The following is a 26,338-nucleotide window of genomic DNA, read 5'->3' on the forward strand; positions in this document are numbered from 1 at the left end:
AGCAGAAGGATCAAGGGCACATGGCCAGCAGGACGTCACAGCAGAACTCCCGCCAGCAGCGCATAGCCGAGATGCGCCGCGCCGAGCAGTCGCGCGAGCGGCGCAACAAGTTCCTCGCGATCGGCATCTCCACGGCGATCGTCGCCGGACTCGTCGGTTTCGGGGCCTGGGTGCTGATGGACCAGAAGCAGAAGGAGAAGGACGAGGAGGCGGCCCGCAAGGCCCCCGTCTCGGGCGAGCAGACCTGGGACGCGAAGAAGCTCGGCCGCAACCACGTCGAGACGCCGGTCAAGTACGAGATGAACCCGCCCGTCGGCGGTGACCACCACCCGCGGTGGATGAACTGCAACGGCGACGTCTACAAGAACGCGGTCCCCGAGGTGAACGCCGTGCACTCGCTGGAGCACGGCGCGGTCTGGGTGACGTACAACGACAAGGCCGACAAGGCCGAGGTCGACAAGCTCGCGGCGAAGGTCGGCAAGACCCCCTACACGCTGCTGAGCCCCGTCAAGGAGCAGACCGGGGCGATCATGCTCAGCGCCTGGGGCAAGCAGCTGACGGTGGACAAGGCGGACGACCCCCGCGTGGCGCAGTTCTTCACCAAGTACGTGCAGGGCCCGCAGACCCCCGAGCCGGGCGCGGCCTGCACCAACGGGCTGGGCGAGAAGTGACCCGTACGTACTGGGCGGCGGGCGCGGCGGTCGTGCTGGCCGTGCTGTTCGCGGTGGGGGCCACGGTCGCCACCGCGAACGGCCCGGACGGCCGCGGCGAGCGCGCCGCGCCGGCCGCGCCCGCCCTGTACTCGCCGGACGCCGGCTTCGCCCGGGACATGGCGGTGCACCACCAGCAGGCGGTGGAGATGTCCTTCATCGTCCGCGACCGCACCCAGGACGAGCCGGTGCGCGGGCTCGCGTACGACATCGCGAACACGCAGGCCAACCAGCGCGGGATGCTGCTGGGCTGGCTGGACCTGTGGGGGCTGCCGAAGGTGGTGGCCGACGAGCCGCCGATGTCCTGGATGCAGGCCGGCGAGGGGCACGGCGGCCACGCGGGGCACGGCGCCGCCAAGCCCGGGGCTCTGATGCCGGGCATGGCCACCAAGGAGGAGCTGGAGCGGCTCGGCGCGGCGAACGGCCGGGACGCCGAGGTGCTGTACCTCCAGCTGATGACCGACCACCACAAGGGCGGCGTCGCGATGGCCGAGGGCTGTGCCCGCCAGTGCGCCACCCCGGCGGAGAAGGCGCTCGCGCAGGGCATGGTCGAGGCGCAGCAGTCGGAGCTGAAGCTGATGGAGGACATGCTCCGCCAGCGGGGGGCCGCGCCGCGTCAGGCCTGAGCCGTCCGCAGGACCGCCCGGGCCACCTGGTGCGGGCGGTCGAGCATGACCAGGTGCCCGGCCGGTGCGGCGACCTCGAAGCGGGCGCCGAGCGCGTCGGCCAGGGCCGCCTGGCGGCCGAGCCAGCGCGGGGCGGGGCCGCCGGGCGGCCCGTCGTGGCCGGCCAGGACGGTGGCGGGGGCCTTCAGCGGGTGCTCCGCGCGCAGGGCGAGCAGCTCGGCGGCGGTGTCCGGGTAGCGGGAGTTCTCCAGGAGGGCCCCGCGCCAGACCCGGCCCGTGCGGTAGCAGCGGCGTACGAGGTCCCGCGCGGCCGGGTCCGCGGCCCGGCCGGCCCGGGAGGCGCGTACGGCCGCGCCCCGCAGCGCGGGCCCCAGCGCGGCGGGCAGCCCGGCGGCGGTGACGGCCCGGCCGAGGGCGCGTGCGGCGCCGGTGCGCAGCGCGGCGGGGAGCTGCGCGCGGGGGGCCTCCTCCACGCTGGAGTCAACCAGCACCAGGGCGGCGGTGCGCTCCGGGTACAGGCGGGCGAAGGCCTCGGCGTGGAACCCGGCGATGGAGTGCCCGACGACGGTGACGGGGGCGGTGCCCGGCCCCGGCGTGCCCGGCCCCAGCGCGTCCAGCAGCCCGGCGATCCGGTGGGCCTCGGCGGCGGCGCCGGACGGCGCGTCGGCGGGGGCGCTGAGGCCGTGCCCGGGGCGGTCGAAGCGGATCACGGTGCGGCCCCGGGCCACGAGCAGGGCCGCGACGGGGTCCCAGTCGAACCAGGCCATGGCGAGCCCGGCGCTCAGCACCACCGGGGGCCCCGCGCCCTCGACGACCACGTGCAGCGGGACGCCGTCCACGCGGACGAAGCGGGTGTTCACGTACGGCCCTCCTTGTGGACGGAGCGGGCCAGCAGCCCCAGCCAGAGCGCGACCAGCAGCACCTGGAGCCGCTGCCCCGCCCCGAGCGCCCAGGTGCCGTGCCCGGCGGTGAACAGGGCGATGGCGGTCAGGGTCCAGGCGGTGGCGAGGAACTCCAGCAGGACGAGGGCGGGACCGTAGCGGGCCAGGGGCGCGTGCCGCCGGTAGCGGCGGGCGGCGACGGTGAGGGCCACTATCCCGATGAGGGCGCCGGTCATGGCGAGGCTGCTGCTGACGGCGTGGGCCTGGTGGGTGGCCGGGACGAGGCCGGCGGTCTCGCGGGCGGCGCACTCCGGGTCGGCGGTCGGCTGGCAGCTGAGCGGCAGCCACGCGTCTGCGGCGGTGGCCGCGCCGAAGAGGGTGACCCCGGCCCAGCCCGTGACGGCCCAGAAGCCGCGGGACCCGGGGTGGCGGACCAGGCGGGCCAGGGCGAGCAGCCCGCCGAGGAAGACGAGCAGGCCGGCGGTGAAGTCGGTGGCCCGGAAGAGTCCGCCGAGGGGCTGGTCCTGGGCGGCGAGCTCGCTGACGTAGGTCTCGATGGGGTTCAGGCCGGTGGAGAGGACGACTTCGAGCACCCAGGCGGTGTAGGCGGCCGCGCCGAGACCGACGAGGAGGGCGACGGGCCAGGTGGTGGGGGGTGGGGCTCCTTCGGGGCGGTACGGGTGGTTCGGGCGTTCTGTACGCATGGTGTGAATGATCCTCAGCAGATCCGGCGTCGGCGTGCGGCACCCCCGGGCGGCGCGGCCGCTGGGGATCGCCGGGATGCGCGTCCTGGGCCATCCGGCCGAATCCCCACGCTGGAAACGTGCGCACCCGCCACCGCGTTCCCCGCGGGGCCCGGTCACGGCCGCCCGACCCGCGGCTCCCGCCCACGTCCGACACCGACGCGCGGGCTGCCGCGTTCCCGGGGCGCCGGGCGGATCACGGCCGGACGGCCCGGGTGCCCGGCGGATCACGGCCGGACGGACCGGGGCCCGGCGGATCACGGCCGGACGGACCGGGGTGCCCGGCCACCGCCGGGACGTGCCCGAGGTGCCCCGCCGGGGTCCGGGCGGCCGGGGCCGGCCTGGGTGGAGGTCCTGATTCCGGCACATCGGCCGATACCGTTCGCCGGTGCGGGGGCCGGGGCCGAAACGGCTTGGAGGGGGCCGGGGGGCATGGCAGTCTGCCCGCATCGTCCGTACACCGCGTTCCCGCCCCGTACGCCGCACACTCCAAGGACGCCGCCAGGTATGAGCACGCCCCCGAACCCGCCCGGGACCCCGTCCGGTCCGCCGCCCGAGCCCGAGGCCACGCCCATACCGGAGGCGGCGAAGCCGTCCCTGGAGAAGCCCCCGCCCGCGGACGCCCCGGCGCCCGCGGCACCGGCGCCGGAACCGGCGAAGCCGTCGCTGACGAAGACCCCGCACGACGCGACCGCGCCGACGGAGCACGCCGCCCCCGCGACCGCGGCCCCGGCACCCGAGCCGGAGAAGCCGTCGCTGACCAAGACCCCGCACGACGCGACCGCGCCGACGGAGCACGCCGCCCCCGCGACCGCGGCCCCGGCACCCGAGCCGGAGAAGCCGTCGCTGACCAAGACCCCGCACGACGCGACCGCGCCGACGGAGCACGCCGCCCCCGCGACCGCGGCCCCGGCACCCGAGCCGGAGAAGCCGTCGCTGACCAAGACCCCGCAGGGCGGGGCCGCGCCGGCGGAGCACGCCGCCCCTCCCGGACCGGCGCCGGTCGCCGGCCCGGCCCCGGCACCCGCCCCGCAGGCGCAGGCGCCGGGCGGCGGGGCGTTCAACCCCTGGGCGAGCCCCGCCCCCGGGGCCGTCCCGCCGCCCCCGCCGCCCGCCGCCGGGTGGGGGCCGCCCGGGCAGCCCCCGACGGCGCCCTACGGCGCGTGGCCCGGATACCCCGCGTACCAGCCCGTGCCCCCGGCGCCGTCCAACGGGATGGCCGTCGCCGCGCTGGTGCTGGGTCTGGCGGCGGTGCCCGTCGCCCTCGTGCCGTTCGTGTTCTGGATCGGCACGCTCCTCGGCGTGACCGCCGTCGCCCTCGGCATCGCCGCCTTCGTGCGCGCCCGGGCCGGCGCCCCGCGCAAGGTGATGTCCCTCTTCGGCGTCGCCCTCGGCGTCCTCGGGCTCGGCGCGAGCGTCGGCGGCTGGCTCTTCACCGTGTCCCTCGTCGACAAGGCCGTCGACCGCGCCCGCCACGCCGCCGCGGTCGATCCCGACTGGGACGAGGACTGGGAGGACGACGGGGACTGGGAGGACGGCGAGGACTGGGAGGTGGACCCGCACCCCACCCCGCCGCCCGGCCCCGGCATGACCACCCCGCTCGAATTCGGCCGTACGTACACGTACCCCAACGGCGTCAAGGTGACCGTCGAGGCGCCCCGGAAGTACACCAGCGGCAGCAAGTGGATCGAGGTGGTCAACGCCGTCGAGGTGCCCTTCACCATCACCAACACCTCCAACGAGCCCCTCCGCGTCGTCCACGCGATCCCCGAGGTCCGCGACGGCAGGGGCTCCGCCGGCAAGCTCGTCTTCGACGGCCGGATGCCCAAGCGCGTCGACCGGGTGCTCGAACCCGGCCAGACGGCCTCCGGCAGTGCCGCGTACGAGCTGCCCGGCGGCACCACGAGCATCGGCGTGGAGCTGTCCCCCGCCGTCATGCTGGCCCCGGTGAAGTTCAGCGGCCCCGTCAGCCAGGCGCCTGCCCGCCCCTGAACCGCCCGTCGGACCACCCCGAACCGCCCGGAACGGCCGGGGCCCAGGACATCGCGTCAGAAAGACGATTAGACTGGGCCCCGTGCCTCAACTTCGCCTCGCTCTGAATCAGATCGACTCGCAGGTCGGCAACATCGCCGCCAACTCCGACTCGGTCGTGCACTGGACGCGGCACTCCGCCGAGCAGGGCGCCCACCTGGTGGCGTTCCCGGAGATGACGCTGACGGGCTACCCCGTCGAGGACCTGGCCCTGCGGGCGTCCTTCGTCGACGCCTCCCGTAACGCGCTGACCGCGCTGGCCCGGCGGCTGGCGGACGAGGGGCTCGGCGGGCTCCCCGTCGTGGTCGGCTACCTCGACCGCAGCGAGCGGGCCGCCCCCCGGCTCGGCCTGCCCGCCGGCTCCCCGGAGAACGCCGCCGCCGTGCTGTACGGCGGCGAGGTCGTGCTGCGGTTCGCCAAGCACCACCTGCCCAACTACGGCGTGTTCGACGAGTTCCGGTACTTCGTGCCCGGCGACACCCAGCCCGTCGTCCGGGTCCACGGCGTCGACGTGGCCCTCGCCATCTGCGAGGACCTCTGGCAGGAGGGCGGCCGCGTCCCCGCCACCCGCTCCGCCGGGGCCGGCCTGCTGATCTCCGTCAACGCGTCCCCGTACGAGCGCAACAAGGACGACGTACGCCTCGAACTGGTCCGCAAACGCGCCAAGGAGGCCGGCTGCACCCTCGCCTACCTGGCGATGATCGGCGGCCAGGACGAGCTGGTCTTCGACGGCGACTCGATCGTCGTCGACGCCACCGGCGAGGTCGTCGTCCGCGCCCCGCAGTTCTCCGAGGGCTGCGTCCTGGTCGACCTGGACCTCCCGGCCGCGCGCCCCGACGCCCCCGAGGGCGTCGTCGACGACGGCCTGCGCATCGACCGCGTGATCCTCTCCGAGGAGCCGCTGGAGGCGTACGAGCCGGTCGTGACCGGCGGCTACGCCGAGCGGCTGGACGACGACGAGGAGGTCTACGACGCGCTGGTGGTGGGGCTGCGCGCGTACGTCCGCAAGAACGGCTTCCGCTCCGTCCTGATCGGGCTCTCCGGGGGCATCGACTCGGCGCTCGTCGCGGCCATCGCCTGCGACGCGGTCGGCGCGCAGAACGTGTACGGCATCGCCATGCCCTCGAAGTACTCCTCGGAGCACTCCGAGGGCGACGCCGCCGATCTGGCGGCGCGGACAGGGCTGAACTTCCGCACCGTCCCGATCGCGCCGATGTTCGACGCCTACATGGGATCGCTGGGCCTGACCGGCCTGGCCGAGGAGAACCTCCAGTCCCGGCTGCGCGGCACCATGCTGATGGCGGTGTCCAACCAGGAGGGCCACATCGTGCTGGCGCCGGGCAACAAGTCCGAGCTGGCCGTCGGCTACTCCACCCTGTACGGGGACTCGGTCGGTGCCTACGGGCCGATCAAGGACGTGTACAAGAGCGACGTCTTCCGGCTCGCCCGCTACCGCAACCGGGCCGCCGAGGAGCGGGGCGAGACCCCGCCCATCCCGGAGAACTCGATCGTGAAGCCGCCGAGCGCCGAGCTGCGCCCGGGGCAGGTGGACACGGACTCGTTGCCGGACTATCCGGTGCTCGACGCGATCCTCGACCGGTACGTGGACCGGGACCAGGGCCTGGAGGAGATCGTCGCGGCCGGCTTCGACCGGGAGCTCGTCGCGAAGACGCTGCGGATGGTGGACACGGCGGAGTACAAGCGCCGCCAGTACCCGCCGGGCACCAAGATCTCCGCGAAGGGCTTCGGCAAGGACCGCCGGCTGCCCATCACCAACGGCTGGCGCGAGGGCCCGTAGACCGTACGGGGCCGCCCGCCACCGGGGCGTCCGCCACCGGGGCGGCCGGCCCCGGCGGCGGACGCCCCGCAGCCGCGCCGCCTACTTGCGCACGCTCAGCCGGGCCGCGACCGGCAGGTGGTCGCTGCCCGTGCGCGGCAGGGTCCAGGAGGCCTCCGGCTTCGCCCCGCGGACCATGATCTGGTCGATGCGGGCCATCGGGAACTGCGCGGGCCAGCTGAAGCCGAAGCCGTTGCCGGCGGCGCCCTGCGTGGAGCGCATCTGCGAGGTGACCTCGGACAGGGAGCGGTCGTTCATGGTGCCGTTGAGGTCGCCGAGCAGGATGACGTTCTTCAGCGGTTCGGCGGCGAGGGCCGCGCCGAGCGCGTCGGCGCTGTTGTCGCGCTGGTTGGCGGTGAAGCCGGCGTTGAGCTTGACGCGGACCGAGGGCAGGTGGGCGACGTACACGCCGATCTCGCCGAAGGGGCTCGCGACGGTGGTGCGCATGGCGCGGGTCCAGCCGAGCCGGATGTCCACGGGCTTGCTGGAGGTCAGCGGGTACTTGCTCCACACGCCGACCGTGCCCTCGACCGCGTGGTACTTGTACGTGCCTTCGAGGGCCTTCTCGTAGACGGGGACGGCGCCCGCCTTGAGCTCGGTCAGGGCCAGGACGTCCGCCTTCGACTTGGCGACCGCCTCGGCGGTGCCCTTCGGGTCCGGGTTGTCGGCGTCCACGTTGTGGGTGGCGACGGTCAGGTTGCCGCCGGAGCCCGACTTGTCGGTGACCAGGCCGCCGAAGAGGTTCACCCAGACCGCGGCCGTCAGCAGTATCGCGATCAGGGCGGTCGCGGACTTGCGGACCACGGCGATGGCCAGCAGCACCGGTACGAACACGCCCAGCCAGGGCAGGAAGGTCTCGGTGAGACTGCCGAGGTTGCCGACGTCGTTGGACAGCTCCGCATGGAAGATCATGATCAGCGAGATCAGCGCCGCGAACCCGGCGGTGACGGTCCCGCGCTTCCAGATGCCCCGGTCACGGCGTAGCTCGGCGAGCCGGCGCTTCAGTCCGGATCCGGAGGGCCCGGGCTCGGAGCCGCCGTTCCCCGTCTCCGTCATGTACGCCTGTGCCATGCCCATTCCTCGCTGCCGTGCTCGCGCTCCGTCCCCGCCCCTTGACCCTAGGCGATGACGGGAGCCTTCCGTGCCGACCTCGCGGCCGTACAACCGGGAGGACGAACGGCCGTGCGGCAAGGGTTCCGGTTGTCACGAAACGCGCACATTGGCTCCGGCGCGCCCGGAGCGGGCCGGGAGTGTGACGGACGGGTCAGCGCGTCGCGGCTCGGACACTTCCGTCCACGGCCGCACGGGTGCCACCATGGTGGGTGAGTCCGGGGACGCCGTGAGGGCGCCTCGAGATGACACAAGGAGCAGTTGCAATGACGCATGCCGTTTCGCCTGCCCGCGAAGCCGTCTCCCCCACCCTGTACGGAGGCACCGGCACCCGGCGGATCACCGTCCGCGACCTCATGCTCGCCAAGGAGCGCGGCGAGAAGTGGCCCATGCTCACCGCGTACGACGCCATGACGGCGTCCGTGTTCGACGAGGCCGGCATCCCGGTGATCCTCGTCGGTGACTCGATGGGCAACTGTCACCTCGGCTACGACACCACCGTCCCCGTGACGATGGACGAGATGACCCTGCTGTCGGCGGCCGTCGTACGGGGCACCAGCCGTGCCCTGGTCGTCGGTGACCTGCCGTTCGGCTCCTACCAGGAGGGCGCCGTGCAGGCGCTGCGCAGCGCCACCCGGCTGGTCAAGGAGGCCGGTGTCGGGGCGGTCAAGCTGGAGGGCGGCGAGCGCTCGCTGCACCAGACCGAGCTGATCGTGCAGTCCGGCATCCCGGTCATGTCCCACCTGGGTCTGACCCCGCAGTCCGTGAACGCCATGGGCTACCGGGTGCAGGGCCGCACCGACGAGGCCGCGCACCAGCTGCTGCGCGACGCGAAGGCGGCGCAGGACGCGGGCGCGTTCGCGGTGGTCCTGGAGCTGGTCCCGGCCGAGCTGGCCGCCGAGGTCACCCGGTCCCTGCACATCCCGACCGTCGGCATCGGCGCCGGCTCGGAGTGCGACGCGCAGGTGCTGGTGTGGACCGACATGATGGGCCTGACCGGCGGGAAGATGCCGCGCTTCGTGAAGCAGTACGCGAACCTGCGGCAGACCATGGGTGACGCGGCGAAGGCCTTCGCCGAGGACGTGGTCGGCGGAACGTTCCCGCAGGAAGAGCACGCCTTCCACTAGTCCCGAAGGCGCCGCCCGGTGACACCGGCCGGCGGCACCGCCCGGCACCGGCCGTCCGGTGCCGGGGACCCTCCGACAGCCCGCCGACAGCCCCGTCGGCGGGCTGTCGGTCGGCTGTCGGGGCTTTGTCAGTGGCGGCTGGTCCCATGGTGGACATGACGCGAAACGACAAGAAGCCCAACGCCGTGGAAGTGCGGGGGCTGGTCAAGCACTACGGCGAGACCAAGGCCCTGGACGGGGTCGACCTGGACGTCCGCGAGGGCACCGTGCTCGGTGTCCTCGGCCCGAACGGCGCCGGCAAGACCACCCTGGTCCGCTGCCTGTCCACCCTGATCGTCCCCGACGCCGGCACGGCCACCGTCGCCGGCTTCGACGTGGTCCGCCAGCCCCGGCAGCTGCGCCGCACGATCGGCCTGACCGGCCAGTACGCCTCGGTCGACGAGAAGCTCTCCGGCTGGGAGAACCTCTACATGATCGGCCGGCTGCTGGACCTGTCCCGCAAGGACGCCCGGGCCCGCGCGGACGAGCTGCTGGAGCGGTTCTCCCTCACGGAGGCCGCGAAGAAGGCGGTGATGAACTACTCCGGCGGCATGCGCCGCCGGCTCGACCTGGCCGCCTCGATGATCGGCCACCCGGCGGTGCTCTACCTGGACGAGCCGACCACCGGCCTGGACCCCCGCACCCGCAACGAGGTGTGGGACGAGGTGCAGCGGATGGTCGCCGAGGGCGCCACCGTCCTGCTCACCACCCAGTACATGGAGGAGGCCGAGCAGCTCGCGAACGAGCTGACGGTCATCGACCGCGGCAAGGTCATCGCCAAGGGCAAGGTCGACGAGCTGAAGGCCCGGGTCGGCGGCCGCACCCTGCGGATCCGCCCGGTGGAGGCCTCCGACCTGCCGGGCATGGCCCGCGCGCTGGCGGAGACCGGCCTGGACGGCGTCGCCGGCTCCCAGGCGGTGCCGGACGAGGGCGTGCTGCTGGTCCCGGTCCTCAGCGACGAGCAGCTGACCGCGGTGGTCGGCCTGCTGGCCGCCCGCGGGTACGCGATCGCCGACATCGGCACGTACCTGCCCAGCCTGGACGAGGTGTTCCTGTCCATCACCGGCCAGAAGCCGGAGAAGGCCGGGGACGCCGCGCCCGCCCGTAAGACCGAGACGGATCAGGAGGTCGCGGCATGAGCACCGTAACCACGACGAAGCCCAGCACCACCGCGGCCCCCACGGCCGCCTCCCCGCTGCCCGGCGAGGGCCGGATCGGCCTGCGGGGCAACGTGCGTCACATCGGCGCGCTCGTCCGCCGCAACGCCCTCCAGATCAAGCAGGACCCGGAGTCGATGTTCGACGTCGTGTTCATGCCGATCATCTTCACGCTGCTGTTCGTGTTCGTCTTCGGCGGCGCGATCTCCGGCAAGGGCAACAACGGCGAGTACGTCAACTACGTCGTCCCGGGCCTGATGGCGATGATGGGCATGAACATCGCCATGGGCGTGGGCACCGGCGTCAACGACGACTTCAAGAAGGGCGTGATGGACCGCTTCCGGTCCATGCCCATCGCCCGGTCCTCGGTCCTCATCGCGAAGATCGTGGTCGAGCTCGGCCGGATGATGGTCGCCATCACGATCCTGCTCACCGTGGGCTTCGTCCTGGGCCTGTCCATCAAGTCCTCGGTGCTCGACCTGTTCCTGGCCATCGGGCTGTCGGCCGTCTTCGGCGCCTCCCTGATGTGGATCTTCATCCTGCTCGGTCTGACCCTGAAGACCGCCCAGGCCGTCCAGGGCATGGCGATGATCGTCCTGATGCCGCTGCAGTTCGGCAGCTCGATCTTCGCCCCGCCGACGACGATGCCCGGCTGGCTGCAGAGCTTCACCGACGTCAACCCGCTGTCGAACCTGGCCGACGCGGCCCGCGGTCTGATCAACGGCACCCCGCTGGGCAACTCCGTGTGGATCACGCTGGCGTGGTCGGTGGGCATCACCGCCGTCACCATGCCGATCGCGGTGCGCAAGTTCCGCCAGAAGACCTGATCCCGGGCGGCCGGTCCGTCCGGATCGCGTCCCGGACGGCACCGCACGGGGGAGCCGGCCGGATCAGATGAGGGCGGTGGCCTCCTCCAGGGAGAGGCCGCCGCCTTCGGCGTACGCGGCCTCGTACGCCGCGTCGCCCAGCACCGCCCTCGCCCCTTCCTCGGCGCGGGCGGCGTCCGCGCGTTCGGAGGAGACCGGGACGTGCCCGGGCGGCAGCTGGGCGCGGTAGGCGCCGACCAGCCGGGCGGCCTCGTACGCCTGCTCCGGGCCGCCGAGGCCGAGCCGGGCCACCGCGGCCGTCAGCAGGTACAGGGCGGGCATGTACGGGGCGACCATCATCGCCAGCGGGTGCCGGACGGCCCCGGCGGCCTCGCGGGCCACGCTCAGGGCCGCCTCGTACTCGCCCTCCTGGTTGTCCAGCCAGGCCGTCGTGGCGAGCAGGAACACGTCGAAGACGGCGAACGCGCCCATCGCGAACTCCTCGCGCAGCAGCCGGACCTGCTCGCGGGCCTCGGGGATCCGGCCGGTGCGCCCGTAGACGGAGGCGAGGAACATCCGCGCGGCGGGCACGGACTCGTTGGCGAACCGCACGGTGGTGGTGAGGGTGTCGGTGAGGATCCGCTCGGCCTCCTCGATCCGGCCGCTCTCGACGAGGGAGCCCGCCATCCGCACGCGCAGCACCGTCACCTGCGCCTTGGCGCCGAGGCGTTCGGCGTGTTCGATCGCTTCCAGGTAGTCCTGGGCGGACAGGTCGTACTCCCCGCACTTCTCCCGGGTCTCGGCGCGGGCCGACAGGGCCTCGGCGCAGCCCCAGTCGTCGCCGAGCTCGCGGAAGAGGGCCAGGCTCTCGTCCGCGTCGCGGGAGGCGTCGCCGGCCCAGTCGGCCCGGTTGGCGAGGATGTTGGCGCGCAGCTGGAGGCCGGAGGCGAGTTCCCAGCGGTAGCCGAGCTCGCGGGCGGTGTCGACGGTCGCGTCGACGACCCGTTTGAGCAGCCCCGCGTCCCCCGCGATCATCACGGCGTAGATCCACAGGGAGGCCGGGGTGCGGCAGGTCTGCGGGAGGCCGGGCCGGTAGGTGGCGAGCACCCCGGCGACCTGCTCGCGGACCTCCGGGCTGTCCCAGTCGGTGTTCGTCTGGTCCCGGGCGGCGAGCCGTACGAGGTGCAGGGCGCGCCAGCCCTCGGCGAGGATCTCGCCGGAGTAGGGCGGGGGCGAGTCGACGAGCCGTTCGTGGACGGGCTCGGCGGGGGTGTGGGGCGCGAGGAAGGGGTCGGGGCCGAGTTCGGCGACGGCGTCGGACCAGTGGCGGGACTCGGCGCGCAGGTCCTGCATGTGCCAGTACCAGCCGAGGGAGTGGACCAGGCACAGCGCCTCGTGGGCGTCGCGGGTGGCGACGGCGCGGCGCAGGGCGCTGCGGAGGTTCTCGTACTCGGTGGCGATCCGGTCGGCGGCCGCGCGCTGGCCGTGGCCGCGGAGCAGGGGTTCGGTGGCGCGGGCGAGTTCGCGGTAGTGGACGAGGTGGCGGTGCTCGGTGGCCGCGCGGTCGCCGGCTTCGGCGAGGCGCTCGGCGGCGTACTCGCCGACGGTCTCCAGGAGGCGGTAGCGCATGTCGCCGGCGGGGCCGGGGGCGGCGACGACGAGGGACTTGTCGACCAGGGTGGCCATGGCATCGGCGACGTCGACGGCGTCCTCGGCTCCCGCGCAGACGGCTTCGGCGGCCTCCAGGTCGCAGCCGCCCGCGAAGACGGACAGCCGCCGGAGCACGGCCCGTTCGGGCTCGTCCAGCAGCTCCCAGGACCAGTCGACGACGGCGCGCAGGGTCTGCTGGCGGGGCAGGACGGTGCGGGCGCCGCCGGTCAGGAGGCGGAAGCGGTCGTCGAGCCGGTCGGCGATCTGGCGGGGGGTGAGCAGCCGCAGCCGGGCGGCGGCCAGCTCGATGGCGAGCGGCAGCCCGTCCAGGCGGCGGCAGATCTCGGCCGCGGCGGCCGGGTCCGCGGCGACGCTGAACCCGGGCCGGGCGGCGGCACCGCGGTCGCCGAGGAGCCGTAGCGCGACGGGGTCCGGCAGGGGTTCGACGGGGCGCAGGAACTCCCCCGGCACGCCGAGGGGTTCGCGGCTGGTGGCGAGGATCCGCACGCCGGGGCAGTGGGTGAGGAGGCGTTCGGCGAGGTGGGCGGCGGCGGCGATGACGTGCTCGCAGTTGTCGAGGAGCAGCAGGAGCCGGCGGCGGGCGCAGTGCTCGGTGAGCCGGTCGAGGGGGTCGTCCCCGCCGCGGTCGGTGAGGGCGCGCAGTTCCTCGGCGGCGGCGCCGCGCAGTTTGGTCTCGCGGGCGCCGAGTGCGGTGAGGACGGCCTCGGGGACGTCCTCGGGATCCTCCACGGGCGCCAGCTCGACGAACCACACCCCGTCGGGCCAGCCGGCGCCGTCGCCGGCGGTGCGGGTGTGGGTCTCGGCGGCCTCCTGCGACAGCCGCGTCTTCCCGGCCCCGCCGGGACCGAGCAGGGTGACGAGCCGCGCCCTGCCGAGGTCGTCGCCGATGACGCGGATGTCCTCCTCCCGCCCGACGAAGGTGGTGAGCCGGGCCCGCAGGTTCCCGGGAACGGGTGCCCCGGCCGCCCCGGAGCCCGCGGCGGCCGGGTGCGGGGCGGGGGCGGTCCCAGCCGGGTGCGGGGCCGGGGCGTGCCCGCCGGAAGCCGCCGCGGGGTCCCCGTCGGCCGCGGGCCGGGCGCCCTCGGCCGCGCGCCCGGACGGGCCGGAGGGCGCCGGGGCGCCGGGAGTGGCCGGATGCGGGGCCGGGGCGGTGGGCCGCGGGGCGGGGGCGGGGGCCGGGGTGGTCCCGGTCGGTTGCGGGGGGTGCGGGGGCGGGGCGTCGCCGGCGTCGGGGGTGGGGGCGGTCGCGGGCCACCGGGCCGGGGTGGGGCCGGCGGGCGGGGCGGGTGCCGGGGCGAGGAGTTGCGCGTGGAGGGCGCGGAGGGCCGGTCCCGGGTCCGTGCCGAGGCGGGCGGCGAGGTCCTGACGGACGGTCTCGTAGGCGGCCAGCGCCTGCGCCGGGCGGCCCGCCGCACGCAGGGCCCGGATCCGCAGCACCTGAAGGGACTCGTCCAGGGGCTGCCGCGCACACAGTTCGGTCAGCTCCGGGAGGGCCTGTTCCGCTTCGCCCAGGGCCAGCGCCGCGCCCAGGCGGCCCCGGCGCGCGTCCATCCGTACGGCCTCCCAGCGCGCGGACTCGGCCGCCGGATCGGGGAGGGAGGCCAGCGCGGGGCCCCGCCACAGCGCGAGCGCCTCGTCGTACAGGGCCGCCGCCCGGGCCGGGTCCGGGTCCGCCGCGGCGGCGCGCGCGAGACGTTCGAAGCGGTACAGGTCGACGTCCTCCCGCTCCGCCTCCAGCTGGTAGCCGCCCTCCACGGACCGTACGGCCGCGTGCCCCAGCGCCCGCCGCAGCCGCCCCACCAGCGCCTGGAGCGCGGCTATGGCTTCGGCCGGCGGGTCGGCGTCCCACACCTCGGCGACGAGCAGCCCGGCCGGGACCGCGCGGCCGGGGCGCAGGGCGAGGGCGGTCAGGAGCGCGCGCAGGCGTGCTCCGCCGACGGCGACGGGGCTGCCGTCGTCGCTGATGGCCTGGGCGGTGCCGAGAATCGCGTAGCGCACCGGCCCATTCTCCCCGGCCCCGCACCCCCCTCGCCGCCGAGCCCGGGATAGGTTTCGCCGCATGGGTCATCAGGGCGTCCGCGGCGAGCGGCAGATCAGTTCCGTGTTCCTCGGCATCGTCGCCGTCATGGCGGTGACCGGCTGGGCGGTGTGGACGGGCTACGCGGCGAGCCCGGGGCTGGCCGTGTTCCTCTTCGTCACGTCGGCGTGGGTGGTCTCGCTGTGCCTGCACGAGTACGCGCACGCCCGCACCGCGCTGCACGGTGGTGACATCACGGTCGGCGCCAAGGGCTACCTGACCCTGAACCCGCTGAAGTACACGCACGCGCTGCTCAGCATCGTGCTGCCGGTGGTCTTCGTGATCCTGGGCGGGCTGGGCCTGCCGGGCGGGGCGGTGTACATCGAGCGCGACCGGATCCGGGGCCGCTGGAGGCACAGCCTGGTGTCGGCCGCGGGCCCGCTGACGAACGTGGCCTTCGCCGTCGTCTGCACGGCACCGTTCTGGCTGGACGCCCTCGACGGGGTGCCGCTGCCGTTCCGCTTCGCGCTGGCGTTCCTCGGGCTGCTCCAGGTCTCGGCGGCGATCCTGAACTTCCTGCCGGTCCCGGGTCTGGACGGCTACGGGATCATCGAGCCGTGGCTGTCCCACCGGGTCCGCCGCGAGCTGGCCCCGCTGGCGCCGTTCGCGCTGATCGGGGTGTTCGCGCTGCTGTGGATCCCGGAGGTGAACGCCGTGTTCTTCGACGCGGTGAGCGGGGTCCTGCGCGGGCTGGGCGTCTCGGACCTGGAGACCTACTGCGGCCGCGACCTGTACCGCTTCTGGCAGGACTCCGACGGGTTCTGCACGGCGCCGCAGGACTGACCCGGACCGGCCCGGCGGACTACGCCGCCCGCTGCTTGTCGGCCTTGGCCTTGCGGACGTAGAACCAGGCCATGTTGGACGTGACGCCGGCCAGCAGCACCCACACGATCCCGAGGAAGCTGCCCTCCACGAAGGCGACCACGGCCGCGGCCACGGCGAGGACGCAGACGACAACGGCGAACAGGGCAAGGCGGGGCATCCGGAACAGCTCCTCGGCGACACGGAAGGGGGTCGAACCCCTCCAGTGTCCCCCATCCCGTCCGGGCCCCGTCGTCGGTGCGGGGCCCGGGAGGGGCGGCGGGGTCACACGTCGGTGAGGCGGAGGCCCGCGTGGGCCTTGTAGCGGCGGTTGGTGGAGATGAGGTTGGCCACCATCGCCTCGACCTGGTGGGCGTTGCGCAGGCGGCCCGCGAAGACGCCGCGCATCCCGGGGATGCGGGCCGCGAGGGCCTGGACGACGTCGGTGTCGGCGCGGGATTCGCCGAGGACCATCACGTCGGTGTCGATCTCCTCGACCGAGGCGTCCTGGAGGAGGACGGCGGAGAGGTGGTGGAAGGCGGCGGTGACGCGCGAGTCGGGGAGCAGGGCGGCGGCCTGCTGGGCGGCGCTGCCCTCTTCGACCTGGAGGGCGTAGGCGCCCTGCTTGTCGAAGCCCAGGGGGTTGACGCAGTCCACGACGAGCTTGCCGGCGAGGTCCTCGCGCAGGGCTTCGAGGGTCTTGGCGTGGCCCTCCCACGGAACGGCGATGATCACGATGTCGCTGCGGCGGGCGCACGCGGCGTTGTCGGCGCCCTCGACGCCGAGGCCGAGTTCCGCGGCGGCGGTCTCGGCGCGGTCCGCGGCGCGGGAGCCGATGATCACCTTCTGGCCCGCGCGGGCGAGCCGGTAGGCGAGGCCGCGGCCCTGGTCGCCGGTGCCGCCGAGGACGCCGACGACGAGGCCGGAGACGTCGGGGAGGTCCCAGGGGTCCCTGGCCGGCGGCTTCTGCGTGCTGTCTGAGGAAGTCATGCTGGCGAGCGTACTGCCGGGTAGGCCGGACGAGGAGGGCCGGATGGTGCAGGATGCGGCCATGGATGCCGCATGGATGCCGTGAGGGTGGCGCTGCTGCGCGAGGTGCTCGCGGGGACGCGGTGGCCGGACGAGGCCCGGCGCTTCGCGGGTTCGCTGCGGCGGTCGGTGGCGCCGGCCGGCGGGAGCCTGCTGCTGGTGGGCACCGAGCAGTACGAGCCCTGGCACCTGGCGGCGCACCTGGTGGACGAGGCCGCCTGGTCGGGTCAGCCGGAGCTGGCTCCGACGCTGGTGCGCCATCACGTGCGGCCGGGCGAGCCGCCGCACCTGTCGGTGGGGCTGGGCCGGCTGGAGGCCGCCCGGCGCGGGCACACGCTGCTGGTGGTGGCTCCGGAGCGGCCCGGCGGGGGGCTGCTGGAGCGGGTGCACGACGCCCGGCGCGCGGGGGCGACCGTACTGTCCCTGGACGGCGGGGACCCGGACCTGGCGGGGCTGGCCCACGACGCCCTGTCGGTGCCGGCCGCCGGCTCCGAGCTGGACCTGGACACGGTGCAGCACCTGGTCAGCGCGGCGGCCGGGGAGAACGTCCCGCCGGAGCGGCGCGGCCCGCGGCGGCTGCGCGACCGGCTGGCGCGGCTGGCCGACCAGCTGACCGCCCCGCCGTCGCCCGCCCGCTGGTAGGCCCGGGTCTGGTGGGCCCGGGGCTTCAGGGGGTGGCGCCGCCGCCTTCCTCCTCCTCGCGGGTCTTGTCGTTCCACTTGGGGTCGTTCTGCCATTCGAGGTTGCGCTCCTGCGCCGTCTCCATGGCGTGGGCGGCCTCCTCGCGCGTGGTGTAGGGGCCGAAGCGGTCCTTGGCGGGGCACTCGGGCCCTTCCTCCACCTTGCGGTGGACCAGGCAGTAGTACCACTCGCCCGGTTTGCCCACCTGACGCTTCTTGAACAGGGCCATCGCCTCGGGACTCCTTCCGGCGCGGTCTCCCGGCACCGCCGCTCGATACCGTTCGATACCGCTCCTCGTCGCCATGCTGCCCCATCACCGCTGGATACACTCGCTTGCATGTCTGGCCAGTCGCTGCTCGTTCCAGGCGAGCTCTCTCCCGTCCGTTCCGTCCCCGGAAACATCCGCCGGCCCGAGTACGTGGGCAAGCCCGCGCCCGCTCCGTACACCGGACCGGAGGTGCAGTCGGCCGAGACCATCGAGGCCATGCGCGTCGCCGGCCGGATCGCCGCGCAGGCGATGGAGGAGGCGGCGAAGCACATCGCGCCGGGGGTGACCACCGACGAGCTGGACCGGGTCGCGCACGAGTACATGTGCGACCACGGCGCCTACCCGTCGACGCTCGGCTACCGCGGGTTCCCGAAGTCCCTGTGCTCCTCGCTCAACGAGGTCATCTGCCACGGGATCCCGGACTCGACCGTCCTGCGGGACGGCGACATCGTGAACCTCGACGTGACCGCGTACATCGGCGGGGTGCACGGCGACAACAACGCCACCTACCTGTGCGGCGAGGTCGACGAGGAGTCGCGGCTGCTGGTGGAGCGCACGCGCGAGGCCCTGAACCGGGCGATCAAGGCGGTCAAGCCCGGCCGTCAGATCAACGTCATCGGCCGCGTCATCGAGTCGTACGCGAAGCGTTTCGGGTACGGGGTGGTCCGGGACTTCACCGGGCACGGCATCAACTCGTCGTTCCACTCGGGCCTGATCATCCCGCACTACGACAGCCCGCACGCCACGACCGTCATCGAGCCCGGGATGACCTTCACGATCGAGCCGATGCTGACGCTGGGCACCCACGAGTACGACATGTGGGAGGACGGCTGGACGGTCGTCACGAAGGACCGCAAGCGCACCGCGCAGTTCGAGCACACGCTGGTGGTGACGGACACCGGCGCGGAGATCCTGACCCTGCCGTAGGGGCGGCCGGCGGACGCCGGTGGCGGGATTCCCGCCGCCCGGAGGTTTTTACCGACAACGCGTCGGGAACACATTGACTTAGGTAAGCCTAAGCAGGAGGATCGGGCGTGGCGGCGGCGTGCCGCCACGGCCCGCTCCTCACCTGACGGAGGTCAGTCTTGGACGCGTTCTCCACGGTCATCCGTGTCGCCTCGCACGAGCAGCACACCGAAGCCGAGACCTCCTCGTTCATGAGCGACCTGCTCGGCGGGCGGCTCGGTGTGGACGCGTACACCCGCTACACCGAGCAGCTGTGGTTCGTGTACCGGGCGCTGGAGGACGGCGCCGCGTCCCTGCGGGACGACCCGGTGGCGGGTCCCTTCATACGGCCCGAGCTGATGCGCGTCGCGGAGATCGAGCGCGACCTGGCGCACCTGCTGGGCACCGGCTGGCGCGACGCGGTCAGCGCGCTGCCGGCGACGCGGGCGTACGCGGCCCGGGTCGCGGAGTGCGCCGCGTCCTGGCCGGGCGGGTACGTGGCCCACCACTACACGCGCTACCTGGGGGACCTCTCCGGGGGCCAGATCATCCGGGACAAGGCCGAGCGCACGTGGGGCTTCGAGCGCAAGGGCGACGGGGTGCGGTTCTACGTCTTCGCGGACATCTCCAACCCGGCGGCCTTCAAGCGGGGTTACCGGGAGCTGCTGGACGCGATCGCCGCGGACGACCTGGAGAAGCAGCGGATCATCGACGAGTGCAAGCGGGCCTTCGACTTCAACGGGGCGGTCTTCCGCGAGCTGGGCGAGGAGTTCCCGCTCAGCGCGTAGGCCGGGGCCCTGACCGGGCGGTTTCGGGTGAGGGGGCCGGGGCGGGTGCGGACGCACCGTCCCGGCCCCCTCGGCGCGCATCACGCCGACGTGGCGCCGGGCCCGGTCGCGGTGCCCGCGGGCCCGTGGTGCGGTCGAGGCCCACGAGGCCTACGAGGCGAAGCGGACGCGGCCGCCGATCTCGATCGTGCCGTCGGGGCCCGGGGCGGTGAGGATCTGGGAGCCGGCGCCCTGGGTGATGTTGAGGGCGCGGTTCAGCTGGGCGGTGAGGAGGATCGCCGCCGAGCCGGTGGCCTCGTCCTCGGTGATGGCCCCGTCCGGGCGGCGGGGGAAGCCCCGGGCGCGGATCCGTCCGGCGGCCTCGTCCTCCCAGGCCCACGCGTACAGCCAGCCCTCGCCGGGCGGCGGGGCCGGCAGGGCGTCGACGTCGGCGGGGGTGGCGTACTGCTCGGTGCGCTTGCCGGTGACCCACTCGGGGCGGGCGGTGATCCAGGTGAACTCCCCGTCGTCGCGGGCCCATACGGGGCCGGCCGGCGGCTGGAGCTCCTCGATGTCCAGCAGCCAGGCGACCCCGACCAGCGGGTGTCCGGCGAAGGACATCCGCGTGCCGGGGGTGCGGATGTCGACGACCCCGCGCTCGGGGTCGTCGACGAACACCGTCTCGCTGTAGCCCAGTTCGGCGGCGAGGGCCTGCCGGGAGTCGTCGTCGGGGCAGGTGCGGCCGTCGCGGACGACTCCGAGCAGGTTGCCGAAGCGGCCGTCACCCGCGCAGAAGACCCTGATCACGTCTAGATCGTTCACGCTGGCATTCAAGCACGCCCCGGTGTACGGGCTTTGTCAGCTCCGGGCCGCCCGGCGGCGGCGTACGCGGACCGGGCGGCGGTGCCGCACGGTGGCCGGATCCCGACGGCCGGACCCCCGGCGGAGGTGTTCGTGGGCGGGCTCCCGAGCCGGGTCCCCGGGCAGCCGGCGGAGGTGCCGGCGCACCCCCGGACGGGGGCTGCGCTGGTGCTCCCGGTACGGGACGCGGGCGTTCCGGATCAACCTCCCGCCCAGGCGCCGCAAGGGATCGAACCGGTCGGTAACAACGGCTCCGCACGGAACGCGGACGGCGACTTGACTCCCGCTTGACCCTCGCTTGAGCCGGTCATGGAACGCCCGTGACGGGCTCGTGTCCGTGGCCGGAAGGTGAGAGCTGAATCACTGGACGACTGGGTATCGGTCAGGTAAGCCTCGGTTAAGTTAGGTCCGCCTCACCGGCCCTCGTCCAGCCTCCACCCCCGCCAGGAGCCCACATGCGCCCCGCCCGCCTCACCGTCCTCACCGCGGCCGCAGCCGTCGCCGCGCTCACCGCAGTCACCGGCTGCGCCGAGAAGAGTGACAAGGCCGGCTCCGGCGCGATCCACGTGAACGCGACCGACAGCGCCTGCGAGGTCTCGAAGACCGAGTTCCCGGCGGGCAAGGTCACCATCGAGGTCGAGAACAAGGGCTCCAAGGTCACCGAGCTGTACGTGCTCTTCCCGGACGACCGGATCGTCGCCGAGCGCGAGAACATCGGCCCCGGCACCAAGGCCACCATCACCGCCGAGATCAAGGCGGGCTCCTACACCTTCACCTGCAAGCCCGGCATGAAGGGCGACGGCATCCGCACCCAGGTCAAGGCCACCGGCAAGGGCGGCACCGAGAAGCGCAGCCCCGAGCTGGACGCCGCGGTCGCCGCGTACCGCAAGTACGTCCAGGAGCAGGCCGACGAGACCCTGCCCAAGGCCCAGGCCTTCGCCGACGCCGTCAAGGCCGGCGACCTGGAGGCGGCGAAGAAGGCCTACGCCCACTCCCGCATCGGCTGGGAGCGCACCGAGCCCGTCGCCGAGTCCTTCGGCGACGTCGACCCGAAGGTCGACGTCCGCGAGGACGGCCTGGAGGCCGGCCAGGACCCGGCCAAGGACTGGACCGGCTGGCACCGCCTGGAGAAGTCCCTCTTCCAGGACAACAAGATCGACGACAACGACAAGAAGCTCGCCGACACCCTGATCACCGACCTGACCGAATGGCAGAAGAAGGTCGGCCAGGCCGAGATCACCCCCACCTCCATGGCCAACGGTGCCAAGGAGCTGCTCGACGAGGTCGCCACCGGCAAGGTGACGGGCGAGGAAGAGCGCTACAGCCACACCGACCTGGTCGACTTCAAGGCCAACGTCGAGGGCGCCCAGAAGTCCCACGAGCTCCTGAAGGCGGTCACCGCCAAGAACGACCCGGAGCTCGCCAAGCAGCTGGATACCCAGTTCGCCGCGATGAACACCCTCCTGGACAAGTACCGCGCCGACAAGAACGGCTACGAGTTCACCTCCTACGACAAGGTCGGCGAGGCCGAGCGCAAGGAACTCTCGGACGCCGTGAGCGCGCTGGGCGAGCCGCTGTCCAAGCTGGCCGCCGCGGTCGCCAAGTAGTCCGGATCCAGGCAGAGGCGGGAGAAGCACCATGACCGACCAGGTGTCGGAAGAGACCACGGGCGCCACGGGCGCCGCGGGCGCGCCGTCGCGCCGTGCCGTCCTCGGCTGGGGCGGCGCGGGGCTGGCGGTCGGGGCGGCCGCCGCCGGCGGCGCGGTCGCCGCGTTCGGCGGCGGCTCGGACCTCTCCCCGGCGGCCTCCGCCGGGGCGGCCGTGCCCTTCCACGGCGAGCACCAGGCCGGCATCGCGAGCGCCGTCCAGGACCGGCTGCACTTCGCGGCCTTCGACGTGAAGACGAAGAGCCGCGACGAGCTGGTCACGCTCCTCAAGGAGTGGACGGCCGCGGCCCGGCTGATGACGGCAGGCCTGCCGGTCGGCGACGTGTTCGAGGGCGCGCCCGAGGCGCCGCCCACCGACACCGGCGAGGCCCTCGGCCTCAAGCCCTCCCGCCTCACCCTGACCATCGGCTTCGGCCCGGGGCTGTTCGCCAAGGACCGCTTCGGTCTGGAGGGCAAGCGCCCCGAGGCCCTGGTGGACCTGGAGCTCTTCCCCGGCGACAACCTGGACCAGGCCCGCTCCGGCGGCGACCTGTGCGTCCAGGCCTGCGCCGACGACCCGCAGGTCGCCGTGCACGCCATCCGCCAGCTGGCCCGCATCGGCTTCGGCAAGGTCGTCGTCCGCTGGTCGCAGCTCGGCTTCGGCAAGACCTCCTCGACCACGCCCGACGAGCAGACCCCGCGCAACATGATGGGCTTCAAGGACGGCACCCGGAACATCTCCGGCACCGACAAGGCCGCCCTGGACAAGCACGTGTGGGTCGGCGCGGGCGACGGCAGCGACTGGCTGACCGGCGGCTCGTACCTGGTCGCCCGGCGCATCCGGATGCACATCGAGACCTGGGACCGCACCCCCCTGCAGGAGCAGGAGGACATCTTCGGCCGCGACAAGGGCGAGGGCGCCCCCGTCGGCAAGTCCAAGGAGCGCGACGAGCCGTTCCTGAAGGCGATGAAGCCGGAGGCGCACGTGCGCCTCGCGCACCCCGACAGCAACGACGGGGCGACGATCCTGCGCCGCGGCTACTCCTTCACCGACGGCACCGACGGCCTGGGCCGCCTCGACGCCGGCCTGTTCTTCCTGGCCTACCAGCGCGACGTCCGCAAGGGCTTCATCCCGATCCAGCGCCGGCTGGCGAAGGCGGACGTCCTGAACGAGTACATCCAGCACGTGGGTTCGGCGATCTTCGCCGTCCCGCCGGGCGTCCGCGACAAGGACGACTGGTGGGGCCGGTCCCTGTTCGCGTAGTCCCCGCCGGAGAGGAAAAACGCCGTGTTCGGCAACTATCTGATCGGCCTGCGCGAGGGGCTGGAGGCCAGCCTGGTCGTCTGCATCCTCGTCGCGTACCTGGTCAAGACCGGGAACCGGGCCGCCCTGCGCCCGGTCTGGCTCGGCATCGGAATCGCCTGCGGGCTCTCGCTCACCTTCGGCGCGCTGCTGGAGTTCGGGACCCAGGAGCTGACGTTCCAGGCGCAGGAGCTGCTCGGCGGCAGCCTGTCGATCATCTCGGTGGGCCTGGTGACGTGGATGGTCTTCTGGATGAAGCGCACCGCGCGGCACCTGAAGGCCGAGCTGCACGGCAGGCTCGACTCGGCGCTCGCCATGGGCACCGGCGCGCTGGTGGCCACCGCGTTCCTGGCGGTGGGCCGCGAGGGCCTGGAGACGGCGCTGTTCGTGTGGGCGTCGGTCCGCGCGAGCGGCGAGGGCTCCTCGGCCCCCCTGATCGGCGTGCTGCTGGGCATCGCGACCGCGATCGTCCTCGGCTGGCTGTTCTACCGGGGCGCGCTGAAGATCAACCTGGCGAAGTTCTTCAAGTGGACCGGCGGGATGCTGGTGGTCGTCGCCGCGGGCGTGCTCGCGTACGGGGTCCACGACCTCCAGGAGGCCGAGTTCCTCGGCGGCCTGAACGACAAGGCCTTCGACATCAGCTCGGTGATCGCGCCGGACAGCTGGTACGGGGTGCTGCTGAAGGGCGTCTTCAACTTCCAGCCGGACCCGACGGTCTTCCAGCTGGTGGTGTGGTCCCTGTACCTGGCGCTCGTGCTGTCCCTGTTCCTCCTCCCGGCCCGCCGCCCGCGCACCCCCGCGCAGGCGCCGGCCCCGGCGGCGTCCGTGGGCGGCCGCGCCGAGGGCTGACCGGATCCGCACGCGCGAGGGCCCCGGCCGCGTTCCCCCTCGGGGTGGGGCGGCCGGGGCCCTCGCGCGTACCGGGCCGTGCCGGGAGCGTCAGGGGATGCGGTCAGCCGCGTCCGATGTACGGCATCGCGGTGGCCATCACCGTCGCGAACTGGACGTTGGCCTCCAGCGGGAGCTCCGCCATGTGCAGCACGGTGCGGGCCACGTCGGCGGCGTCCATCACCGGTTCCACCGCCAGCTGCCCGTTGGCCTGGAGGATGCCGGTCTGCATGCGCTCGGTCATCTCGGTGGCCGCGTTGCCGATGTCGATCTGCCCGCAGGCGATCCGGTACGGGCGCCCGTCGAGCGACAGGGACTTGGTCAGGCCGGTCATGGCGTGCTTCGTCGCGGTGTAGGCGATGGAGTTCGGGCGCGGGACGTGGGCGGAGATGGAACCGTTGTTGATGATCCGGCCGCCCTGCGGGTCCTGCTCCTTCATCACCCGGAACGCCGCCTGGGCGCAGAGGAAGGAGCCGGTGAGGTTGACGTCCACGACCTGGCGCCAGGCCTCGTAGCCGATGTCCTCCAGCGGGACCCCGGCGGGGCCGAAGGTGCCGGCGTTGTTGAAGAGCAGGTCGAGCCGCCCGTACCGGTCCCGTACGGCCCCGAACAGCGCGGCGACGTCTTGCGGGTCGCTGACGTCGGCCGGTACGGGCAGTACGTCCGCGCCCGCTCCGGCCGCGGCGGCCGTCTCCTCCAGGGGCCCGGGCCGACGCCCGGCCACGGCCACCGACCAGCCCGCCCCGGCCAGGGCCAGGGCCACGGAACGGCCGATCCCGGAGCCGGCGCCGGTCACTACGGCGATCTTCTTCGCGGATGCGCTCATGGGGCCGCAGGGTACGTCACAGCCGTCATCCGGCCCGGGACGTTCCGACAGCTGAGAGCATGGGTCGGTCAGGGGTGCATAAAGCAGATGAAAAGACTGGAGTTCCGCATGTCGGAGAGCGGCCCTTCCACGGCCCCCTCGCACGGGCCGTCGGCCCAACCGTCACCCGATCCCTCACCCGCTCCGGCACCCGCCCCGGCACCCGGCGCCGCCCCCCTGACGGCCGCGCGCCGCACCGGCCTGCTGGTCACCTTCATCCTGGGCGGCCTCACCGCCCTCCCCCCGCTGTCCATGGACATGTACCTCCCGGCCCTGCCCGAGGTCACCGCCGCCCTGCACAGCCCCGCCGCGACCGTCCAGCTCACCCTCACCTCCTGCCTCGCCGGCATGGCCCTCGGCCAGCTGGTCATCGGCCCGATGAGCGACAAGTGGGGCCGCCGCAGACCACTGCTGACCGGCATGGCCGTCTACGTCCTCGCCACCGCGATCTGCGCCCTCGCCCCGAGCGCCGAGCTGCTCATCGCCTTCCGGCTGCTCCAGGGCCTGGCCGGCGCGGCCGCCATCGTGATCGCCCGGGCCGTCGTGCGCGACCTGTACGAGGGCGTCGAGATGGCCCGCTTCTTCTCCACGCTGATGCTGATATCCGGCACCGCCCCGATCATCGCCCCGCTCATCGGCGGCCAGGTGCTCCGGTTCGCCGACTGGCGCGGGGTCTTCGTCGTCCTCACCGCCGTCGGCCTCGCGCTCACCGTCGTCGTGTGGCGCAGCCTCGGCGAGACGCTGCCGCCCGAGCGCCGCCAGACCGGCGGGGTGGGCGCCGCGCTGCGGACCATGCGCGGACTGCTCGGCGACCGGGTCTTCGCCGGCTACACCCTGGCGGGCGGCTTCGCCTTCGCGGTGCTCTTCTCCTACATATCCGCCTCGCCCTTCGTGGTGCAGGAGATATACGGGGCCTCCCCGCAGGCCTTCAGCCTGCTGTTCGGCCTGAACTCCGTCGGGCTGATCGCCGTCGGCCAGGTCAACGGCAAGCTGCTGGTCGGCCGGGTCAGCCTGGACAAGGCCCTGGCCACCGGGCTCGCCGTGATCACCGCCGCCTCGGTCGCCCTGCTGCTCATGTCCGCCGGGGTGTTCGGGAAGGCCGGGCTGCCGGCGGTCGCCGCCGCGCTGTTCGTGCTGATGTCGGCGATGGGCCTGGTCCTGCCGAACACCAACGCGCAGGCCCTCATGCGCACCCCGCACGCCGCCGGATCGGCGTCCGCGCTGCTGGGCACCTCCTCCTTCCTGGTCGGCGCGGTCGCCTCGCCGCTGGTCGGGATCGCGGGCGAGGACACCGCGGTGCCGATGGCGCTGGTGCAGCTCAGCTGCTCGCTGCTGGCGGTGGCGTGCTTCCTCGGCATGTGCCGGCCCTGGCGGACGCGGGAGCCCATGGCCGGGCCCGGGGCGGGTTCCGGGGCGGTTTCCCCGGGCACGGGCTCCGAGGCGGGTTCCGGGGCGCCGTAAACTTTCCA

General features: G+C 73.7%; 24 protein-coding genes and 1 pseudogene. 16 read left to right on the forward strand and 9 right to left on the reverse strand.

Going from position 1 to position 26,338, the window contains the following annotated elements; genetic code table 11:
- Positions 1–20 precede the first annotated feature (20 nt).
- Positions 21–671: a DUF3105 domain-containing protein gene (locus D1J60_RS10860; protein ID WP_125604828.1), complete on the forward strand. Its 651-nt coding sequence runs from the start codon at positions 21–23 to the stop codon at positions 669–671.
- Positions 668–1,336, forward strand: a complete 669-nt coding sequence (locus D1J60_RS10865; protein ID WP_125604830.1) for a DUF305 domain-containing protein — start codon at positions 668–670, stop codon at positions 1,334–1,336. Before D1J60_RS10860 ends, D1J60_RS10865 begins: the two co-directional genes overlap by 4 nt.
- On the opposite strand, the gene D1J60_RS10870 is transcribed toward D1J60_RS10865, so the two are convergent.
- Both D1J60_RS10870 and D1J60_RS10875 read right to left on the reverse strand, forming a co-directional pair.
- Positions 1,327–2,196: an alpha/beta hydrolase gene (locus tag D1J60_RS10870; RefSeq protein WP_241253213.1), complete on the reverse strand. Its 870-nt coding sequence runs from the start codon at positions 2,194–2,196 to the stop codon at positions 1,327–1,329. The two genes, D1J60_RS10865 and D1J60_RS10870, sit on opposite strands and share 10 nt — an antisense overlap.
- A complete protein-coding gene (locus tag D1J60_RS10875) occupies positions 2,193–2,921 on the reverse strand; it encodes a DUF998 domain-containing protein (RefSeq protein ID WP_125820959.1) in 729 nt (242 codons plus the stop codon). Before D1J60_RS10875 ends, D1J60_RS10870 begins: the two co-directional genes overlap by 4 nt.
- Before the next feature lie 546 nt (positions 2,922–3,467).
- Here D1J60_RS10875 and D1J60_RS10880 point away from each other — a divergent pair.
- Together D1J60_RS10880 and D1J60_RS10885 are read left to right on the forward strand one after the other, a co-directional pair.
- Complete coding sequence (locus D1J60_RS10880; protein WP_125820960.1) at positions 3,468–4,952, forward strand: DUF4190 domain-containing protein; 1,485 nt, start codon at positions 3,468–3,470, stop codon at positions 4,950–4,952.
- A gap of 82 nt (positions 4,953–5,034) precedes the next feature.
- Positions 5,035–6,789: an NAD+ synthase gene (locus D1J60_RS10885; protein WP_125820961.1), complete on the forward strand. Its 1,755-nt coding sequence runs from the start codon at positions 5,035–5,037 to the stop codon at positions 6,787–6,789.
- Between the two features lie 81 nt (positions 6,790–6,870).
- Here the strand turns inward: D1J60_RS10885 and D1J60_RS10890 are convergent, their stop codons facing one another.
- Positions 6,871–7,899, reverse strand: coding sequence for an endonuclease/exonuclease/phosphatase family protein (locus D1J60_RS10890; protein ID WP_125602964.1), 1,029 nt, complete (start codon positions 7,897–7,899; stop codon positions 6,871–6,873).
- A 284-nt stretch (positions 7,900–8,183) separates the two neighbouring features.
- On the opposite strand from D1J60_RS10890, the gene panB reads away from it, so the two are divergent.
- The 3 genes from panB (at position 8,184) to D1J60_RS10905 (ending at position 11,088) form a co-directional block, all read left to right on the forward strand.
- Positions 8,184–9,065 carry a 3-methyl-2-oxobutanoate hydroxymethyltransferase gene (gene panB, locus D1J60_RS10895; protein ID WP_125820962.1) on the forward strand — a complete coding sequence of 294 codons (882 nt, stop codon included), beginning with the start codon at positions 8,184–8,186 and terminating at the stop codon, positions 9,063–9,065.
- 155 nt (positions 9,066–9,220) lie between these two features.
- The gene (locus D1J60_RS10900) at positions 9,221–10,243 is read left to right on the forward strand and encodes an ATP-binding cassette domain-containing protein (RefSeq protein ID WP_241253214.1); all 1,023 of its coding nucleotides are present in this window, start codon (positions 9,221–9,223) and stop codon (positions 10,241–10,243) included.
- A complete protein-coding gene (locus D1J60_RS10905; protein ID WP_125820964.1) occupies positions 10,240–11,088 on the forward strand; it encodes an ABC transporter permease in 849 nt (282 codons plus the stop codon). Before D1J60_RS10900 ends, D1J60_RS10905 begins: the two co-directional genes overlap by 4 nt.
- 63 nt (positions 11,089–11,151) lie before the next feature.
- On the opposite strand, the gene D1J60_RS10910 is transcribed toward D1J60_RS10905, so the two are convergent.
- The gene (locus D1J60_RS10910; RefSeq protein ID WP_241253215.1) at positions 11,152–14,799 is read right to left on the reverse strand and encodes a BTAD domain-containing putative transcriptional regulator; all 3,648 of its coding nucleotides are present in this window, start codon (positions 14,797–14,799) and stop codon (positions 11,152–11,154) included.
- On the opposite strand from D1J60_RS10910, the gene D1J60_RS10915 reads away from it, so the two are divergent.
- Positions 14,798–15,598, forward strand: coding sequence for a site-2 protease family protein (locus tag D1J60_RS10915; RefSeq protein ID WP_125820966.1), 801 nt, complete (start codon positions 14,798–14,800; stop codon positions 15,596–15,598). The two genes, D1J60_RS10910 and D1J60_RS10915, sit on opposite strands and share 2 nt — an antisense overlap.
- Before the next feature lie 19 nt (positions 15,599–15,617).
- Here D1J60_RS10915 and D1J60_RS10920 read toward each other — a convergent pair whose 3' ends face one another.
- Positions 15,618–15,797, reverse strand: coding sequence for a hypothetical protein (locus D1J60_RS10920; RefSeq protein WP_125599645.1), 180 nt, complete (start codon positions 15,795–15,797; stop codon positions 15,618–15,620).
- A gap of 104 nt (positions 15,798–15,901) precedes the next feature.
- Positions 15,902–16,606 carry an NADPH-dependent F420 reductase gene (gene npdG, locus D1J60_RS10925; RefSeq protein WP_125599642.1) on the reverse strand — a complete coding sequence of 235 codons (705 nt, stop codon included), beginning with the start codon at positions 16,604–16,606 and terminating at the stop codon, positions 15,902–15,904.
- Positions 16,607–16,678: 72 nt separating this feature from the next.
- On the opposite strand from npdG, the gene D1J60_RS10930 reads away from it, so the two are divergent.
- Positions 16,679–17,287, forward strand: a complete 609-nt coding sequence (locus D1J60_RS10930) for a hypothetical protein (RefSeq protein ID WP_125820967.1) — start codon at positions 16,679–16,681, stop codon at positions 17,285–17,287.
- A 25-nt stretch (positions 17,288–17,312) separates the two neighbouring features.
- Here the strand turns inward: D1J60_RS10930 and D1J60_RS10935 are convergent, their stop codons facing one another.
- Positions 17,313–17,555: a hypothetical protein gene (locus tag D1J60_RS10935; RefSeq protein ID WP_125599636.1), complete on the reverse strand. Its 243-nt coding sequence runs from the start codon at positions 17,553–17,555 to the stop codon at positions 17,313–17,315.
- A 108-nt stretch (positions 17,556–17,663) separates the two neighbouring features.
- On the opposite strand from D1J60_RS10935, the gene map reads away from it, so the two are divergent.
- Complete coding sequence (gene map, locus D1J60_RS10940; protein ID WP_125599633.1) at positions 17,664–18,521, forward strand: type I methionyl aminopeptidase; 858 nt, start codon at positions 17,664–17,666, stop codon at positions 18,519–18,521.
- A gap of 158 nt (positions 18,522–18,679) precedes the next feature.
- Positions 18,680–19,327, forward strand: coding sequence for a biliverdin-producing heme oxygenase (locus tag D1J60_RS10945; RefSeq protein WP_125599630.1), 648 nt, complete (start codon positions 18,680–18,682; stop codon positions 19,325–19,327).
- 150 nt (positions 19,328–19,477) lie between these two features.
- Here the strand turns inward: D1J60_RS10945 and D1J60_RS10950 are convergent, their stop codons facing one another.
- Complete coding sequence (locus tag D1J60_RS10950; RefSeq protein ID WP_125820968.1) at positions 19,478–20,128, reverse strand: PhzF family phenazine biosynthesis protein; 651 nt, start codon at positions 20,126–20,128, stop codon at positions 19,478–19,480.
- 54 nt (positions 20,129–20,182) lie between these two features.
- Here D1J60_RS10950 and D1J60_RS38010 point away from each other — a divergent pair.
- From D1J60_RS38010 to efeU, 4 genes and pseudogenes are all read left to right on the forward strand, one after another.
- Positions 20,183–20,458, forward strand: a pseudogene (locus D1J60_RS38010) (hemin ABC transporter ATP-binding protein); the annotation flags it as partial.
- Positions 20,459–20,622: 164 nt separating this feature from the next.
- A complete protein-coding gene (gene efeO / locus D1J60_RS10960; RefSeq protein WP_125820969.1) occupies positions 20,623–21,774 on the forward strand; it encodes an iron uptake system protein EfeO in 1,152 nt (383 codons plus the stop codon).
- A gap of 31 nt (positions 21,775–21,805) precedes the next feature.
- Positions 21,806–23,077, forward strand: a complete 1,272-nt coding sequence (efeB, locus tag D1J60_RS10965) for an iron uptake transporter deferrochelatase/peroxidase subunit (RefSeq protein ID WP_125599620.1) — start codon at positions 21,806–21,808, stop codon at positions 23,075–23,077.
- A 24-nt stretch (positions 23,078–23,101) separates the two neighbouring features.
- Positions 23,102–23,965 (forward strand): iron uptake transporter permease EfeU, encoded by an 864-nt coding sequence (gene efeU / locus D1J60_RS10970; RefSeq protein WP_125820970.1) that lies wholly within the window; start codon positions 23,102–23,104, stop codon positions 23,963–23,965.
- Positions 23,966–24,068: 103 nt separating this feature from the next.
- Here efeU and D1J60_RS10975 read toward each other — a convergent pair whose 3' ends face one another.
- A complete protein-coding gene (locus D1J60_RS10975) occupies positions 24,069–24,830 on the reverse strand; it encodes an SDR family oxidoreductase (protein ID WP_125820971.1) in 762 nt (253 codons plus the stop codon).
- A 108-nt stretch (positions 24,831–24,938) separates the two neighbouring features.
- Here D1J60_RS10975 and D1J60_RS10980 point away from each other — a divergent pair, with 108 nt between their 5' ends.
- A complete protein-coding gene (locus D1J60_RS10980) occupies positions 24,939–26,330 on the forward strand; it encodes a multidrug effflux MFS transporter (RefSeq protein ID WP_241253216.1) in 1,392 nt (463 codons plus the stop codon).
- Positions 26,331–26,338: the final 8 nt, after the last annotated feature.

It is taken from the genome of Streptomyces sp. W1SF4, from assembly GCF_003950035.1.
Lineage (GTDB): Bacteria > Actinomycetota > Actinomycetes > Streptomycetales > Streptomycetaceae > Streptomyces > Streptomyces racemochromogenes.